At 72.0% G+C, this 16,561-nt stretch carries 13 protein-coding genes; all 13 read left to right on the top strand.

Features of this window, described 5'->3' with window-relative positions; translation table 11 throughout:
- The coding region (locus tag J7E93_RS15045; RefSeq protein WP_215069504.1) for a class F sortase at window positions 1-552 on the top strand (552 nt) is incomplete at its 5' end.
- Window positions 553-661: 109 nt separating this feature from the next.
- Window positions 662-1,843, top strand: coding sequence for an ROK family transcriptional regulator (locus J7E93_RS15040; RefSeq protein WP_215069502.1), 1,182 nt, complete (start codon window positions 662-664; stop codon window positions 1,841-1,843).
- A gap of 138 nt (window positions 1,844-1,981) precedes the next feature.
- On the top strand, window positions 1,982-3,511 hold the full coding sequence (locus tag J7E93_RS15035) for a sugar ABC transporter ATP-binding protein (protein WP_215069500.1): 1,530 nt from the start codon (window positions 1,982-1,984) through the stop codon (window positions 3,509-3,511).
- Window positions 3,508-4,515, top strand: coding sequence for an ABC transporter permease (locus J7E93_RS15030; protein WP_215069498.1), 1,008 nt, complete (start codon window positions 3,508-3,510; stop codon window positions 4,513-4,515). The genes J7E93_RS15035 and J7E93_RS15030 overlap by 4 nt, the downstream gene beginning before the upstream one ends.
- 70 nt (window positions 4,516-4,585) lie before the next feature.
- Window positions 4,586-5,623 (top strand): substrate-binding domain-containing protein, encoded by a 1,038-nt coding sequence (locus J7E93_RS15025; RefSeq protein WP_215069497.1) that lies wholly within the window; start codon window positions 4,586-4,588, stop codon window positions 5,621-5,623.
- 71 nt (window positions 5,624-5,694) lie between these two features.
- Window positions 5,695-6,915: a Gfo/Idh/MocA family protein gene (locus J7E93_RS15020; protein ID WP_215069494.1), complete on the top strand. Its 1,221-nt coding sequence runs from the start codon at window positions 5,695-5,697 to the stop codon at window positions 6,913-6,915.
- 112 nt (window positions 6,916-7,027) lie between these two features.
- Window positions 7,028-8,032 (top strand): sugar phosphate isomerase/epimerase, encoded by a 1,005-nt coding sequence (locus J7E93_RS15015; RefSeq protein ID WP_215069492.1) that lies wholly within the window; start codon window positions 7,028-7,030, stop codon window positions 8,030-8,032.
- A 257-nt stretch (window positions 8,033-8,289) separates the two neighbouring features.
- The gene (locus J7E93_RS15010; RefSeq protein WP_215069490.1) at window positions 8,290-12,003 is read left to right on the top strand and encodes a ThuA domain-containing protein; all 3,714 of its coding nucleotides are present in this window, start codon (window positions 8,290-8,292) and stop codon (window positions 12,001-12,003) included.
- A gap of 84 nt (window positions 12,004-12,087) precedes the next feature.
- Complete coding sequence (locus J7E93_RS15005; RefSeq protein WP_215069488.1) at window positions 12,088-13,344, top strand: inositol-3-phosphate synthase; 1,257 nt, start codon at window positions 12,088-12,090, stop codon at window positions 13,342-13,344.
- Entirely contained in the window at window positions 13,341-14,261 is a 921-nt protein-coding gene (locus J7E93_RS15000; protein ID WP_308368612.1) for an SCO3242 family prenyltransferase, read from the top strand. The genes J7E93_RS15005 and J7E93_RS15000 overlap by 4 nt, the downstream gene beginning before the upstream one ends.
- Window positions 14,258-15,157: a sugar phosphate isomerase/epimerase gene (locus J7E93_RS14995; RefSeq protein ID WP_215069486.1), complete on the top strand. Its 900-nt coding sequence runs from the start codon at window positions 14,258-14,260 to the stop codon at window positions 15,155-15,157. The genes J7E93_RS15000 and J7E93_RS14995 overlap by 4 nt, the downstream gene beginning before the upstream one ends.
- A complete protein-coding gene (locus tag J7E93_RS14990) occupies window positions 15,151-15,705 on the top strand; it encodes an EboA domain-containing protein (RefSeq protein ID WP_215069484.1) in 555 nt (184 codons plus the stop codon). The genes J7E93_RS14995 and J7E93_RS14990 overlap by 7 nt, the downstream gene beginning before the upstream one ends.
- The gene (locus J7E93_RS14985) at window positions 15,705-16,553 is read left to right on the top strand and encodes a TatD family hydrolase (RefSeq protein ID WP_215069476.1); all 849 of its coding nucleotides are present in this window, start codon (window positions 15,705-15,707) and stop codon (window positions 16,551-16,553) included. The genes J7E93_RS14990 and J7E93_RS14985 overlap by 1 nt, the downstream gene beginning before the upstream one ends.
- Window positions 16,554-16,561: the final 8 nt, after the last annotated feature.

The raw sequence follows: 16,561 nt of genomic DNA, 5'->3' as shown, positions 1-16,561 counted from the left end.
GCCCCGGACCGCGCCGCCGCCCCCGCACCCGAGGCCGCCCCCGCTCCCCTGCCCGCCTCGCGCCCCGAACGCGTCCGCGTCCCGGCCGTCCGCGTCGACGCGCCCGTCATGGCCGTCGGCCTCGACGCCGAGAGGTGGATCGACGCCCCACCCGCGTACGAGAAGAACCTCGCCGGCTGGTTCACCGGCGCCGTCACCCCCGGGGAGCGCGGCACCGCCGTCGTCGTCGGCCACGTCGACACACCCGACGGGCGAGCCGTCTTCTTCGACCTCGGCGCCCTGCGCAAGGGGCATCGCGTCGAGATCGCCCGCCGGGACGGCAGGACGGCCGTCTTCGCCGTGTACGGCATCGAGGTGGTCCCGAAGGACCGCTTCCCGGCCGAGCGGATCTACCAGGACGGTCCACGGCCCGAGCTGCGGCTCCTGACCTGCGGTGGCGGCTTCACCAGGGAGAAGGGGTACGAGGGCAACGTCGTCGTCTCCGCCCGCCTGGTCGAGGTCCGTCCGCCCGCTGCCACCCCAGCTTTGTCCTCACTCGGGAAAAAGTCCTAGCCGATTCCTGCGCAACTTCTTCCCACTCCGGGACGCCACTGCTACGTTCCCCTCGAAAGCCCGACGGAGAGCCCGCACAACGTCACCAGGGGAGGGGCGCGTGAGACGCATGACGGCACGACCTGCCAACGCGCACCAGGCGCGACTGCTCCGACTGCTGCGCGACGGAGGACCCAACTCCCGCGCCCAGCTGGGTGATCAGATCGACCTCTCCCGCTCCAAGCTCGCCGTCGAGGTCGACCGGCTCCTCGACACCGGCCTCGTCGTCGCGGACGGCCTCGCCGCCTCCCGCGGCGGCCGCCGATCGCACAACATCCGGCTCGCCCCCGAACTCCGCTTCCTCGGCATCGACATCGGCGCCACCTCCATCGATGTGGCCGTCACCAACGCCGAGTTGGAGGTCCTCGGGCATCTCAACCACCCGATGGACGTCCGCGAGGGCCCCGTCGCCATCTTCGAGCAGGCCCTGTCCATGGCCGCCAAACTGCGCGCCTCGGGCCTCGCCGAAGGCTTCGACGGCGCCGGCATCGGCGTCCCCGGCCCGGTCCGCTTCCCCGAGGGCATCCCGGTCGCACCGCCGATCATGCCCGGCTGGGACGGCTTCCCCGTACGGGAGGCGCTCAGCCAGGAACTCGGCTGCCCGGTCATGGTCGACAACGACGTGAACCTCATGGCCATGGGGGAGCAGCACGCCGGCGTCGCCCGATCGGTCGCCGACTTCCTCTGCGTCAAGATCGGCACGGGCATCGGTTGCGGCATCGTCGTGGGCGGCGCGGTCTACCGCGGTACGACGGGCAGCGCGGGCGACATCGGACACATCCAGGTCGAACCGGACGGCCGCGCCTGCGCCTGCGGCAACAAGGGCTGCCTGGAAGCCCACTTCAGCGGCGCCGCCCTGGCCCGCGACGCCGAGGACGCGGCGCGCGGCGGCAGGTCGGACGAGCTCGCCGGGCGCCTCGCGGCGGCCGGCCGGCTCACGGCGGTGGACGTCGCCGCGGCGGCGGCCGCCGGGGACGCCACCGCACTCGACCTCATCCGTGAGGGCGGCAACCGGGTCGGGCAGGTCATCGCCGGACTCGTCAGCTTCTTCAATCCCGGTCTGGTGGTGATCGGCGGCGGTGTCACCGGCCTCGGTCACAACCTCCTCGCCAGTGTCCGCACCCAGGTCTACCGGCAGTCCCTGCCCCTGGCCACCGGCAATCTCCCCATCGTGCTCGGCGAGTTGGGCCCCGCGGCCGGAGTGATCGGCGCGGCCCGCCTCATCAGCGACCACCTCTTCTCCCCGGCGTAAGCCGACACCGGTGGTGGGCACACCCCCACCCACCGCCCCGCACCGGCCTCCCACCGGCGCGCCCCGCCTCGACCCACCCCGCCCCACCTCGACCCACCCACTCAGGCGCCACCCGCACCCGCCGAGGGGAGCTTCGTCATGGCACCAGAACCGCCCCCGCCCCCGCCCCTGCTCACCATGTCCGGCATCACCAAGTCCTTCCCCGGCGTCCGCGCCCTCGACGGCGTCGACCTGGAGGTCGCGCCCGGCGAGGTCCACTGCCTCCTCGGCCAGAACGGCGCCGGCAAATCCACCCTCATCAAGGTCCTCGCCGGCGCCCACCAGCCCGACGGCGGACACATCACCTGGCGCGGCGAACCCGTCCGGCTGCGCTCCCCGATCGCCGCCATGCGCCTCGGCATCGCCACCATCTACCAGGAACTCGACCTGGTCGAGGGGCTGTCCGTCGCCGAGAACGTCCACCTCGGACACGAACCCACCACGGCCGGATTCGTCGTCCGCGGCCGCGCCGCCCGCACCTCGACCGCCGCACTCCTCAAGCGGCTTGGCCACCCCGAGATCGATCCGGCCCGCCTCGTCGGCGAACTCTCCGCCGCCCACCGGCAGATCGTCTCGATGGCCCGCGCCCTCTCCCACGACGTCCGCCTCATCGTCATGGACGAGCCGTCCGCCGCCCTCGACCCTGACGAGGTCGACAACCTCTTCCGTATCGTCGCCGACCTCACCGCCGAGGGCGTAGCCGTCGTCTACATCTCCCACCGGCTGGAGGAGATCCGCCGCATCGGCGACCGGGTCACCGTCCTCAAGGACGGCCGGGCCGTCGCCGGGGGACTGCCCGCCGCCTCCACCCCCACCCGGGACATCGTCGCCCTGATGACCGGCCGGAACGTCGCCTACGTCTTCCCCGAGAGGCCGGCCGCACCCCCCGCCGTCCCACCCGTCCTCCAGCTCCAAGGCCTCGCCCGCCACGGCGAGTTCGCCCCCGTCGACCTCGACCTGCGGCCCGGCGAGATCGTCGGCCTCGCCGGACTCGTCGGCTCGGGCCGCTCCGAGATCCTGGAGACCGTCTACGGCGCCAGGAAGCCCACCGCCGGACGCGTCCTCGTCGACGGCCGCGCCCTGCGCCCCGGCAGCGTCCGGGCCGCGGTCCGCGCCGGTCTCGGCCTCGCCCCCGAGGAACGCAAGGCCCAGGGCCTGCTGATGCTGGAGTCCGTCACCCGCAACGTCTCGGTCTCCTCGCTCGCCCGCTTCTCGCGCGCCGGCTGGATCGACCGTACCGCCGAACGGGACTCCTCCCGCGCGGCCACCCGGGAACTCTCCCTCAGGCCCGACAACCCCGACGCCCCCATCCGTACCCTCTCCGGCGGAAACCAGCAGAAAGCCGTCCTCGCACGGTGGCTGCTGCGCGGCTGCCGGGTGCTGCTCCTCGACGAGCCGACCCGCGGCGTCGACGTCGGCGCGCGCGCCGAGCTCTACGCGGTGATCCGCCGCCTCGCCGACGACGGGCTCGCCGTCCTCCTCGTGTCGAGCGAAGTACCCGAGGTGCTCGGCCTCGCCGACCGCGTCCTGGTGCTCAGGGAAGGCCGCGTCGTCCACACGGCACCCGCCCACGAGCTCGACGAACACCGCGTACTCGACCTAGTGATGGAAGGGAGCCCGACGTCATGACGCTGTCCACCGCCAAGAGCACCGAGGCGCCCGCGCAGGAGGACGGTTGGCGCGCGCTCGGTCTCCGGGCCGATGTCCGCAACCTCTCCCTGCTGGGTGTGCTGGCCGTGCTGATCGCCGTCGGCGGTATCACGAAGCCCGACGAATTCCTCGCCACGTCCAACCTCCAACTCGTCCTGACCCAGGCGTCCGTGATCGGCGTCGTCACCGTCGGCATGACCTTCGTCATCACCAGCGGCGGCATCGACCTCTCCGTCGGCGCCATCGTCGCCCTCGCCTCCGTCTGGGCGACCACCCTCGCCACCCAGGAGTACGGCTTCGCGGGGATCCTCTTCACGGCCGTCGTCGTCGGACTCGCCTGCGGACTCGTGAACGGCCTGCTCATCGCGTACGGCGGGCTGGTCCCCTTCATCGCGACCCTCGCCATGCTCGCCTCGGCCCGCGGCCTCGCCCTGCAGATCACCGACGGCCGCACCCAGATCGTCACCGTCGACTCCGTCCTCGACCTCGGCATCCCCGACGCCTACCTCCTCGGCATCCCGCCGCTGGTCCTGGTCTTCGCCGCCGTCACCGTCGCCGGCTGGCTCATCCTCAACCGGACCACCTTCGGCCGCCGCACGGTCGCCGTCGGCGGCAACGCGGAGGCCGCCCGCCTCGCCGGCATCGACGTCCGCCGCCAGCGCCTCTACCTCTACCTGCTCTCCGGACTGTGCTGCGGCATCGCCGCCTTCCTGCTGATCATCCTCTCCGGCTCCGGCCAGAACACCAACGGCAACCTGTACGAACTGGACGCCATCGCCGCCGCGATCATCGGCGGCACCCTGCTCACCGGCGGCCGCGGCACCATCGTCGGCTCCGTCCTCGGCGTCCTGGTCTTCACCACGATCACCAACATCTTCGCGCTCAACAACCTGCAGAGCGACGTCCAGCAGATCGCCAAGGGCGCGATCATCGTCGCCGCCGTCCTGGTCCAGCGCCGCACCGTGCGCAACGGCGAGGCCTGACCCACCGCCTCGCATCCCTCCCCTCCCCCCCCCGCACCGCCCTCTCCTCCCGTCGAAGGGATCCATCGCCATGCCACGAACCAGCCGCAGAGGACTGCTGTTCGGCACCGCCGCCGTCTCCGCCGGCGCCCTGCTCACCGCCTGCACCAGCAACGAGCCCAAGAACCAGGCACCCGCCGCCGGCAACGCCCCGGCCGCCGACGACAAGCCAGGCACCCCCGTCACCATCGGCTTCGCCGGCCCCCAGGCCGACCACGGCTGGCTCAACGCCATCAACCAGAACGCCAAGGACCGGGCGAAGAAGTACTCCGAGGTGACCCTGGAGATCACCGAAGGATCCAACGACACCGCCGCCCAGATCGGCCAGATCCAGACCCTCATCAACAAGAAGGTCGACGTCCTCGTCATCCTGCCCGCCGACGGCAAGGCGCTCACCCAGGTCGGCCTCCAGGCCATGAAGGCCGGCATCCCCGTCATCAACCTCGACCGGGTCTTCGCCTCCCCCCAGGCCTACCGCTGCTGGATCGGCGGCGACAACTACGGCATGGGCCTCAACGCCGGCCGCTACATCGGCGAACAGCTCAAGGACAAGCCGAACGCCAAGGTGATCGAACTCGCCGGCATGGACAGCCTGGAGCTCACCAAACAGCGCACCCAAGGCTTCGACGACGCCCTGAAGAACTACCCCAACATCACCAAGGTGGCCCGCCAGGCCGCCGACTTCACCGTCGAGTCCGGTCAGGCCAAGATGGCCCAACTCCTGCAGGCACAGAGCCAGTTCGACGCCCTGTGGAACCACGACGACGACCAGGGAGTGGGCGCCCTGCGCGCCATCGCCCAATCCGGCCGCAAGGACTTCCTGATGGTCGGCGGCGCCGGAGCCAAGTCCGCCATGGACGCCATCAAGGCCGACGACAGCGTCCTCAAGGCGACCGTCCTCTACCCGCCGACCATGGCCGCCTCCGCCATCGACCTGGCCCGCGCCCTCGGCCAGAAGAAGGGCGTCGGAGGGATGTCCGAGCTGGAGATCCCCGCCTCCATCACCCTCTACTCGGCCGTCGTCACCAAGGACAACGTCGACGAGTACCTGCCCACCGGCTTCAGCTGACCGGCGCGGCCCCGGGTCGCCCGCCCCCACCGAGCAGATCGCCGCCGCGCACGACGAAACGGAGGAAACGTATGGAACAGAGGGACAGCGAGGCCGGCGAGGCCACGCCGCCGCCGACGCTCGGCGTCGGCATGGTCGGGTACGCGTTCATGGGCGCCGCCCACTCCCAGGGGTGGCGCACCGCCGGACGCGTCTTCGACCTGCCGATGCGACCGGTCCTCGCCGCCGTCGCCGGCCGGGACGCCGCCGCCGTCCGTGCGGCCGCCGACCGGCACGGCTGGGCGGCCGCCGAGACCGACTGGCGCGCCCTCGTCGCCCGCGACGACGTCCAGCTCGTGGACGTCTGCACCCCGGGCGACAGCCATGCGGAGATCGCCGTCGCCGCCCTGGAGGCCGGCAAGCACGTCCTGTGCGAGAAGCCGCTCGCCAACTCCGTCGCCGAGGCCGAGGCCATGGTCGCCGCCGCCGAGGCGGCGGCCGCCCGCGGCCAGGTCGCCATGGTCGGCTTCAACTACCGGCGCGTCCCCGCCCTCGCGTACGCCCGCCGGCTCGTCGCTGACGGCCGGCTCGGAGCGCTCCGGCACGTACGGGTCACCTACCTGCAGGACTGGCTCGTCGACCCCCGCTTCCCGCTGACCTGGCGCCTGGAGCGCGAACACGCAGGGTCCGGCGCGCTCGGGGACCTCGGGGCGCACGCCGTGGACCTCGCCCAGTACCTGGCGGGGGAGCCCCTGGTCGGTGTCTCGGCGCTCACCGAGACCTTCGTACGGGAGCGGCCGCTGCTCGCCGGGGCGTCGGCCGGTCTCTCGGGGGCCTCGGCGAGCACGTCGTACGGGACGGTGACGGTGGACGACGCCGCCCTGTTCACCGGACGGCTCGCCTCCGGTGCGCTCGCCTCCTTCGAGGCGACCCGGATGGCGGCGGGCCGCAAGAACGCCCTGCGTCTGGAGATCAACGGGGAGAACGGCTCCCTCGCCTTCGACCTGGAGCGGCTCAACGAGCTCTCCTTCCACGACCACACCGAACCGGCCGTCTCAGCGGGCTTCCGCCGCATCCTGGTGACCGAGCCGGGCCACCCGTACCTGGAGGGCTGGTGGCCGCCCGGACACGCACTCGGCTACGAGCACACCTTCGTGCACCAGGCCCGCGACCTGGTCCACGCCATCGCGTCCAGGGCGGCGCCCGCGCCGTCCTTCGCCGACGGGCTCCAGGTCCAGCGGGTGCTCGCCGCCGTGGAGGAGAGCGCGAGCAAGAACTCCGTCTACACGCCCGTAGCCGTCCACACGCCGTAGCCGTCCCCACGCCCGTGCCGTCCACACGCCGTAGCCGTCCCCAGGCCCGTGCCGTCCCCCACACACCCGTAGCCGTCCACACGCCCGTACAGGAGTAATGGAGGTTCCTTCCGTGCCTCGTCCCTTCACCCTCTTCACCGGCCAGTGGGCCGACCTGCCGCTGGAGGAGGTCTGCCGGCTCGCCCGCGACTTCGGTTACGACGGTCTCGAACTCGCCTGCTGGGGAGACCACTTCGAGGTCGACAAGGCGCTCGCCGACCCCTCGTACGTCGACGGCCGCCGTGCCCTGCTGGAGAAGTACGGGCTGTCGTGCTGGGCGATCTCCAACCACCTGGTCGGGCAGGCCGTCTGCGACCATCCGATCGACGAGCGTCATCAGGGGATCCTCCCCGCCAGGATCTGGGGGGACGGCGAGCCCGAGGGCGTACGGCGACGGGCGGCGGCCGAGATCGCCGACACCGCCCGGGCCGCGGCGGCCCTCGGAGTCGACACCGTGATCGGGTTCACCGGTTCGTCGATCTGGCATCTCGTCGCGATGTTCCCCCCGGTGCCCGAGCGGATGATCGAGCGCGGCTTCGAGGACTTCGCGGAGCGCTGGAACCCGATCCTGGACGTCTTCGACGCCGAAGGCGTGCGGTTCGCTCACGAGGTCCACCCGAGCGAGATCGCGTACGACTACTGGACCACCCAGCGGGCGCTGGAGGCGGTCGGCCACCGGCCGGCCTTCGGCCTGAACTTCGACCCGAGCCATTTCGTCTGGCAGGACCTGGACCCGGTCGGCTTCCTGTGGGACTTCCGCGACCGGATCTACCACGTGGACTGCAAGGAGGCCCGCAAGCGCCTCGACGGCCGCAACGGGCGGCTCGGCTCCCACCTGCCCTGGGGGGATCCGCGGCGCGGCTGGGACTTCGTCTCGGCCGGCCACGGTGACGTCCCCTGGGAGGACGTGTTCCGGATGCTCCGCTCGATCGGCTACGGCGGGCCGGTCTCGGTGGAGTGGGAGGACGCGGGGATGGACCGGCTCACCGGCGCACCGGAAGCGCTTTCTCATCTGAAGCGGTACGACTTCGACCCGCCCACGGCCTCCTTCGACGCCGCGTTCGGGGGCGACCGCTAGCCCTGCGAAACCCCGAAGCCGCAGGTCGGTGCCTGGTGGTGACGACGCCACCAGGCCGGTCCGCCCTGCCTCCGAGAGGCTTTGTCCTCTCACTGTGAAAAGTTCAACCGCACTCATGCACAAGGGCTTTCCGTGGCGGACGAACCCGGCTACGGTCTCTGATGTGTACATGACGTAACAGCGGTATGTGACCAGCGTGACGGCGCACGCCGGTCCCCGGACAACCCGCACACCCGGCCCTACTCCGGAGGACACCCGTGCACAGAAAACGACTCCGAGCCAGGAAGTCACTCGCCCTACTCACCGTCGGACTCCTCGCCCTCGGCGCCCCCCAGGTCCTGGCCGCCGACGCCGACCCCCACGCCGACGAAACCGCCACAGCCACAGCCACCACCACCACCGCCGCCGCCGCCGAAGAGTTCCAGCAGGTCACCCTCGCCAAGGGCGGCGAAGAAGTCGGCGAACCGATGTCACTCGCCGTGCTCCCCGACCGCAGCGTCCTGCACACCTCACGGGGCGGCGAACTACGCCGCACCGACGCCGCCGGCAACACCCAGGTCATCGGCACCGTCCCCGTCTACTCCCACGACGAGGAAGGCCTCCAAGGCATCGGCCTCGACCCGAACTTCGCCCAGAACAGGGCCATCTACCTCTACTACGCCCCGCCCCTCACCACCCCCGCCGGAGACGCCCCCAACGACGGCACACCCGCCGACTTCGCCGCCTACGACGGAGTCAACCGCCTCTCACGCTTCACCCTGAAGGCCGACGGCACCCTCGACAACGCCAGCGAGAAGAAGGTCATCGACATCCCCGCCACCCGGGGCATCTGCTGCCACGTCGGCGGCGACATCGACTTCGACGCCCAGGGCAACCTCTACCTGTCCACCGGCGACGACTCCAACCCCTTCGCCTCCGACGGCTACACCCCCATCGACGAACGCCCCGGCCGCAACCCCGCCTACGACGCCCGCCGCACCTCCGGCAACACCAACGACCTGCGCGGCAAGATCCTGCGCATCAAGGTCGCCGACGACGGCTCCTACACCATCCCCACCGGCAACCTCTTCGCACCCGGCACCGCCAAGACCCGCCCCGAGATCTACGCGATGGGCTTCCGTAACCCCTTCCGCTTCAGCGTCGACAAGCCCACCGGCATCCTCTACGTCGGCGACTACGGCCCCGACGCCGGCGCCGCCGACCCCCAGCGTGGCCCCGCCGGCCAGGTCGAATTCGCCCGCGTCACCAAACCCGGAAACTTCGGCTGGCCCTTCTGCACCGGCAACAACGACCCCTACGTCGACTACGACTTCGCCACCAAGACCTCCGGCGCGACCTTCGACTGCGGCGCCCTGAAGAACGACTCCCCCTACAACACCGGACTCGTCGACCTCCCGCCCGCCGAACCCGCCTGGATCCCGTACAACGGCGGCTCCCTACCCGAATTCGGCAACGGCTCCGAATCCCCCATGGGGGGACCCGTCTACCGCTACGACGCCACCTCCACCTCCCCCGTCAAGTTCCCCGAGGCCTACGACGGAGACTTCTTCGCCGGCGAGTTCGGCCGACGCTGGATCAAACGCATCGAACAAGGCACCGACGGCACCGTCCAGTCCATCAACCCCGTCCCCTGGACCGGCACCCAGATCATGGACATGGCCTTCGGCCCCGACGGCGCCCTCTACGTCCTCGACTACGGCACCGCCTGGTTCGGCGGCGACCACAACTCCGGCCTCTACCGCATCGAGAACGCCACCGGCGGCCGCTCACCCGTCGCCGAAGCGAGCGCCGACAAGACCTCCGGCACCGCGCCGCTGAAGATCGTCTTCTCCTCGGCCGGCACCACGGACTCCGACGGCGACGCCCTCACCTACAGCTGGGACTTCGGCGACGGCGGCACGTCGACGGCGGCCAACCCCACCTACACGTACCGGAAGAACGGCACCTACACCGCGACCGTCACGGCCAAGGATCCCTCGGGCCGCACCGGCTCCGCCTCCGTCCACATCGTCGTCGGCAACACCGCCCCCAAGGTCACCCTCGAACTCCCCGCCGAAGGCGCACTGTTCGACTTCGGCGACGACATCCCCTTCAAGGTGACGGTCACCGACCCCGAGGACCGGACGATCGACTGCACCAAGGTCAAGGTCACCTACATCCTCGGCCACGACAGCCACGGCCACCCCGTCACCAGCGCCAACGGCTGCACCGGCACCATCAAGACCTCCGCCGACGGCGGCCACGACGACGACGCCAACATCTTCGCCGTCTTCGACGCCGAATACACCGACGGCGGAGGCGGCGGCCAGGCCGCCCTCACCACCCACGACCAGGCCAAGCTCCAACCCCGCCACCGCCAGGCCGAACACTTCGACACCCACAGCGGCATCAGCGTCATCGACAAGGCCCCCGCGAACGGCGGCCGGACCGTCGGCGACATCGACAACGGCGACTGGATCGCCTTCAAGCCCTACAACCTCACCGGATCCACCAAGCTCACCGCCCGCGTCTCCTCCGGCGGCGCCGGCGGCTTCCTCGAAGTCCGCACCGGATCACCCACCGGCACCCTCCTCGGCTCCGCACCCGTCCCCGTCACCGGAGGCTGGGAGACCTTCCAGAACATCGACGTACCCCTGCGCACCGCACCCCGCAGGACCACCGAACTCTTCCTCGTCTTCAAGGGAGGCACCGGCGCCCTCTACGACGTCGACGACTTCACCATCACCAACACCCCCGTCGACAGGACCGCCAAGCGCGTCCTCGTCTTCTCCCGCACCGCCGGATTCCGCCACGACTCCATCCCCGCCGGCATCACCGCACTCAAAGAGCTCGGAGCCGACAGCGCAATCACCGTCGACGCCACCGAAGAACCACGCCAGTTCACCACCGAGAACCTCGCCCGCTACGACGCCGTCGCCTTCCTGTCCACCACAGGCGACGTGCTGAACCCACAACAGCAGACCGCCTTCGAGAACTACGTCGCCAACGGCGGCGGATACATGGGCATCCACGCCGCCGCCGACACCGAGTACGACTGGGAGTTCTACGGCGGACTCGTCGGCGCCCACTTCGCCTCCCACCCCCAGATCCAGCCGGCGACCGTCCGCGTCGAGGACCACGACCACCCCGCGACCGCCCACATCGAAGGCCCCTGGCAGCGCACCGACGAGTGGTACAACTACCGCACCAACCCCCGCGGCCAGGCCCGCATCCTCGCCACCCTCGACGAAACCACCTACCAGGGCGGCACGATGAAGGGCGACCACCCCATCGCCTGGTGCAAGTCCTACGGCGGCGGCCGCTCCTTCTACACCGGCGGCGGCCACACCAAGGAGTCCTACACCGAACCCGCCTTCCGACAGCACCTCCTCGGCGGACTCCGCTACGCCACCGGCCAGGTCACGGCCGACTGCCGGCCCCAGACCGGCTACCGCGACCTCTTCAACGGCCAGACCCGCGAAGGCTGGAAGCAGGCGGGCCCCGGCAGCTTCGACGTCACCGACGGCGAACTGCGCTCGGTCGGCGGCATGGGAATGCTCTGGTACCAGGCCAAGGAGTTCTCCTCCTACTCCCTCAAGCTCGACTGGAAGATGGCCGGCGACGACAACTCCGGGATCTTCGTCGGCTTCCCCGCCTCCGACGACCCCTGGTCCGCCGTGAACAACGGCTACGAGATCCAGATCGACGCCACCGACGCCGCCGACCGGACCACCGGAGCCGTCTACGGCTTCAAGTCCGCCAACCTCACGGCACGCGACGCGGTCCTGCGGCCGCCCGGCCAGTGGAACAGCTACGAGATCCGCGTCCAGGGCGAACGGCTCCAGGTGTTCCTCAACGGAGTCAAGATCAACGACTTCACCAACACCGACCCGGCCCGCAGCCTCAAGGACGGCCACATCGGCATCCAGAACCACGGAGCCGACGACCAGGTGTCCTTCCGCAACATCCAACTCAAGGAGCTCACCCCGTAGAGCTCCCCGCACAGCCGGCGGCGGGCGGGGAGGCGCCGTACCCCCCGCCCGCCGTCTCCACCACCGAGCAAGGGAGGCAGCGTCGTGACCACTGGAACACGTACCGGAGTCTGGCTCATCGGGGCCAGAGGCTCCGTCGCCACCACGGTGGTGGCCGGCTGCGCCGCCATGACGGCCGGCCTGCACCCACCCACCGGCATGGCCACCGAAACCCAGGCCTTCACCACCGCAGGCCTGCCCCCACTGTCCTCCCTCGTCTTCGGCGGACACGACACCACCGCCTGCCCCCTGCCCAAACGGGCCGAGGAACTGACCGTCGCCGGAGTCCTGCCGCACGGCCTCGCCGCTGCCGTCACCGCGGAACTCCACGCCGCCGACGAGGAGATCCGACCCGGCGGCCCCCTCCCCGGAGAACCCCGCACCGACGAAGAACTCATCGCCTCCTTCGCCGCCGACATGACGGACTTCCGCGAACGACTGGACCTGACCAGGGTGGTGGTCGTCAATGTGGCCTCCACGGAACCCGCGTCAGGGGACGCACGGGTTCCGCGTACGGAGCCCGCGTCGGGGGACGAACGGGCTTCGGGTACGGAGCCGGCGTCGGGGGGCGCACGGGTTCCGGGTACGGAGCCGGCGTCGGGGGACGCACGGGTTCCGGGTACGGAGCCGGCGTCGGGGGGCGCCGCGCTCCCACCCAGCTCCCTCTACGCGGCCGCCGCCCTGCGCGCCGGCTGCCCCTACGTCAACTTCACCCCCTCCACCGGCCTGCGCCACCCCACCCTCACCGGCATCGCCACGGCCTGCGGACTGCCCCACGCCGGCCGCGACGGCAAGACCGGCCAGACCCTCCTCCGCTCCGTCCTCGCCCCGATGTTCGTCCAGCGCGCCCTCACCGTCCGGGCCTGGTCCGGCACCAACCTGCTCGGCGGCGGCGACGGCGCGGCCCTCGCCGACCCGGCCGCCGCGGCGGCGAAGAACGCCGGCAAGGAACGCGTCCTCGCGGAGGTCCTCGGCGGCGCACCCGAAGGCGAGGTCCACATCGACGACGTCCCGGCCCTGGGGGAGTGGAAGACGGCCTGGGACCACATCGCCTTCGACGGCTTCCTCGGCTCCCGCATGACCCTCCAGACCACCTGGCAGGGCTGCGACTCGGCCCTTGCCGCCCCCCTCGTCCTGGACCTCGCCCGCCTGACGGCCCGCGCCCACGAAAAGGGCCTCACCGGCCCCCTGGAGGATCTGGCCTTCTACTTCAAGGACCCCGAGGGCGACGCCCCCGCCGCACTGGCGGAGCAGTACGGGCGCCTGCTGGCCTTCGCCGCACGGCTCGGGGAGGGGGAGTGAGCGGCCCCCTCGCCTCCTGGGCGGAACTGCTCCGCGTCTCCGCCCTCTTCACCGTCCCGGGGGACGCCCTCGCCGGCGCGGCGGCCATGGGACTGCGCCCGAACCGGTCCACGCTCCTGGCCATCGGTTCCTCCCTCTGCCTGTATGAGGCGGGCATGGCCCTCAACGACTGGGCCGACCGCGCGGAGGACGCCGTCGACCGCCCCCACCGCCCCATCCCCTCCGGTCGGATCACCCCCGGCGCGGCCCTCGCCGCCTCGGCGGCCCTGACCGCGGCCGGCCTCGGCCTCGCCGCCCGCGCGGGCCGCCCGGCGCTCGCGGTCGCCACCGGCCTCGCCGCGACGGTCTGGTCCTACGACCTGCACCTCAAGCACACCTCGGCGGGACCGGCGGCGATGGCGGCGGCCCGGGCCCTGGACCTCCTCCTCGGCGCCACCGCCACGGGGGGCTCCCCCTCCCCCTCCCCCCGCCCACCCTCCCTCCGCCTCCGCTCCGCCCGCCCCCTCGCCTCCGCCGCCCTCCTCGCCGCCCACACCTACGCGATCACCGCCGTCTCCCGGCACGAGGCCCAGGGAGGCTCCACCCGCGCCCCCGCGCTGGCCCTCGCCGCCACCCTCGCCGTGGCCGCGACCGCGGCCCGCCCCACCGCCGGGAACCGCACCTCACCCACCTCTGCCCGGCTCGTCGCCGCCGCCCTTGCCGCCGGCTACGCCCGCACCCCCGCCGCGCCCTTCCTCCACGCGGCCCTCAACCCGTCACCGCCCCTCACCCAGCGCTCCGTCGGCGCCGGTATCCGCGCCCTCATCCCCCTCCAGGCCACCCTCGCCGCCCGCTCCGGCGCACCCATCACCGCCCTCGCGCTCCTCGGCCTCGCCCCCCTCGCGCGCACCCTCGCACGGAAGGTGAGCCCCACATGAGCGCCCTCGGCACCGCCGCCCCCGCCCCTCGCCTCGGCTACGGCACCAACGGCCTCACCGACCTCCGGCTGGACGACGCCCTTGCCCTCCTCGCCGACCTCGGCTACGACGGCGTCGGCCTCGCCCTCGACCACATGCACCTCGACCCCCTCGCGCCCGACCTCGCCACCCGCACCGCCCACGTCGCCCGCCGCCTCGACACACTCGGCCTCGGCGTCACCGTCGAGACCGGCGCCCGCTACGTCCTCGACCCCCGCCGCAAGCACGGCCCCTCACTGCTCGAGCCGGACCCCGACGCCCGCGCCCACCGCACCCGCCTCCTCCTGCGGGCCGTCCGCGTCGCCGCCGACCTCGGCGCCCACGCCGTCCACTGCTTCAGCGGCATCACCCCCGACGGCACCACCGAGCCCGTCGCCTGGAAACGCCTCGCCGCATCCCTCACCCCTGTCATCGACGCCGCGGCCGCCGCCCGCGTCCCCCTCGCCGTCGAACCCGAACCCGGTCACCTCCTCGCCACCCTCGACGACTTCCACCACCTCCGCGGCCTCCTCGGCGATCCGGACCCCGCCGTCCTCGGCCTCACCCTCGACATAGGCCACTGCCAGTGCCTGGAGCCGGCCGCCCCGGCCGACTGCCTCCGCGCCGCCGCCCCCTGGCTGCACCACGTCCAGATCGAGGACATGCGCCGCGGCGTCCACGAACACCTTCCGTTCGGCGAAGGCGAGATCGACTTCCCGCCCGTGCTCGCCGCCCTCGCCGACATCACCGCCGGCGGCTACCAGGGCCTGACGGTCGTCGAACTGCCCCGCCACTCCCACGCGGGCCCCGCACTCGCCCGCACCTCCCTCGCGTACCTCCGCGACCACCTCGCCCGACGGGAGACTCCGGCATGCTGACCGACTCCGCCCGCAGCTGGCTCGACGAGGCCCTCGCCGCCGCCGCTGCCCGCACCTCCCTCTGGGAGCTGCGCTTCGCCTCCGCGGGCCGGCACTGCGGCCAGGAGCACGCCGACTCCGTCCGGGTCCTTCTCCTCAAGGAAGCCCGCGCCGACGCGACCACCCTGACCCGGCTCTACCACCAGGGCACCGCCGCCGAACGCCGCGCCGTCCTCCTCGCCCTCCCCTCGCTCCTCACCGGCCCCGAGGCCCTGCCCCTCGTCGAGGACGCCCTGCGCACCCACGACACCACCCTGATCGCCGCCGCCGTCGGCCCCTACGCCGCCTCCCATCTGGCACCCCACCCCTGGCGCCACGCCGTCCTCAAGTGCCTCTTCACCGGCATCCCCGTCGACACCGTCGCCGGCCTGCCCCACCGGGCCCGGGGCGACGCCGAACTCGCCCGGATGCTCATCGACTACGCCGCGGAACGCACCGCCGCCGGACGCCCCGTCCCCGACGACCTCCACCGCGTCCTCGCCCTCACCACCCCCACGGAGGACTCCTGATGCGCATCTTCGACCCCCACATCCACATGACCTCGCGCACCACGGACGACTACCGCGCCATGTACGAGGCCGGCGTCCGCGCCCTGGTCGAACCCTCCTTCTGGCTCGGCCAGCCTCGCACCTCGCCCGCCTCCTTCTTCGACTACTTCGATTCCCTCCTCGGCTGGGAACCCTTCCGAGCCGCCCAGTACGGCATCGCCCACCACTGCACCCTCGCCCTCAACCCGAAGGAGGCCAACGACCCCCGCTGCACCCCCGTCCTCGACGCCCTGCCCCGCTACCTCGTGAAGGACAACGTCGTCGCCGTCGGCGAGATCGGCTACGACTCCATGACCCCCGCCGAGGACACCGCCCTCGCCGCCCAGCTCCAGCTCGCCGCCGACCACGGCCTGCCCGCTCTCGTCCACACCCCGCACCGCGACAAGCCGGCCGGCCTCAGGCGCACCCTCGACGTCGTGCGCGAATCCGCACTCGCCCCCGACCAGGTCCTCCTCGACCACCTCAACGAGACCACCGTCAAGGAAGCCGCCGACAGCGGTGCCTGGCTCGGCTTCTCCATCTACCCCGACACCAAGATGGACGAGGACCGCATGGTCGCCGTACTCAAGGACCACGGCCCGGACCGCGTCCTCGTGAACTCGGCCGCCGACTGGGGCAAGAGCGATCCGCTCAAGACCCGCAAGGTCGGCGACGCCATGCTCGCCGCCGGATTCTCCGACGACGACGTCGACCGGGTGCTCTGGCGCAACCCCGTCGCCTTCTACGGCCTCAGCGGCCGGCTCCGGCTCGACCTCCCTTCACCCGGCGCGTCCCACCAGGGCAACTCCATCCTCCGCGGCGGGGAATGAGGGAGGCC

It is taken from the genome of Streptomyces sp. ISL-36 (assembly GCF_018614205.1).
Taxonomy (GTDB): Bacteria; Actinomycetota; Actinomycetes; order Streptomycetales; family Streptomycetaceae; genus Streptomyces.
The sequence above is the reverse complement of the archived record's forward strand: the minus strand, read 5'-3'. Positions and strand labels throughout refer to the sequence as shown.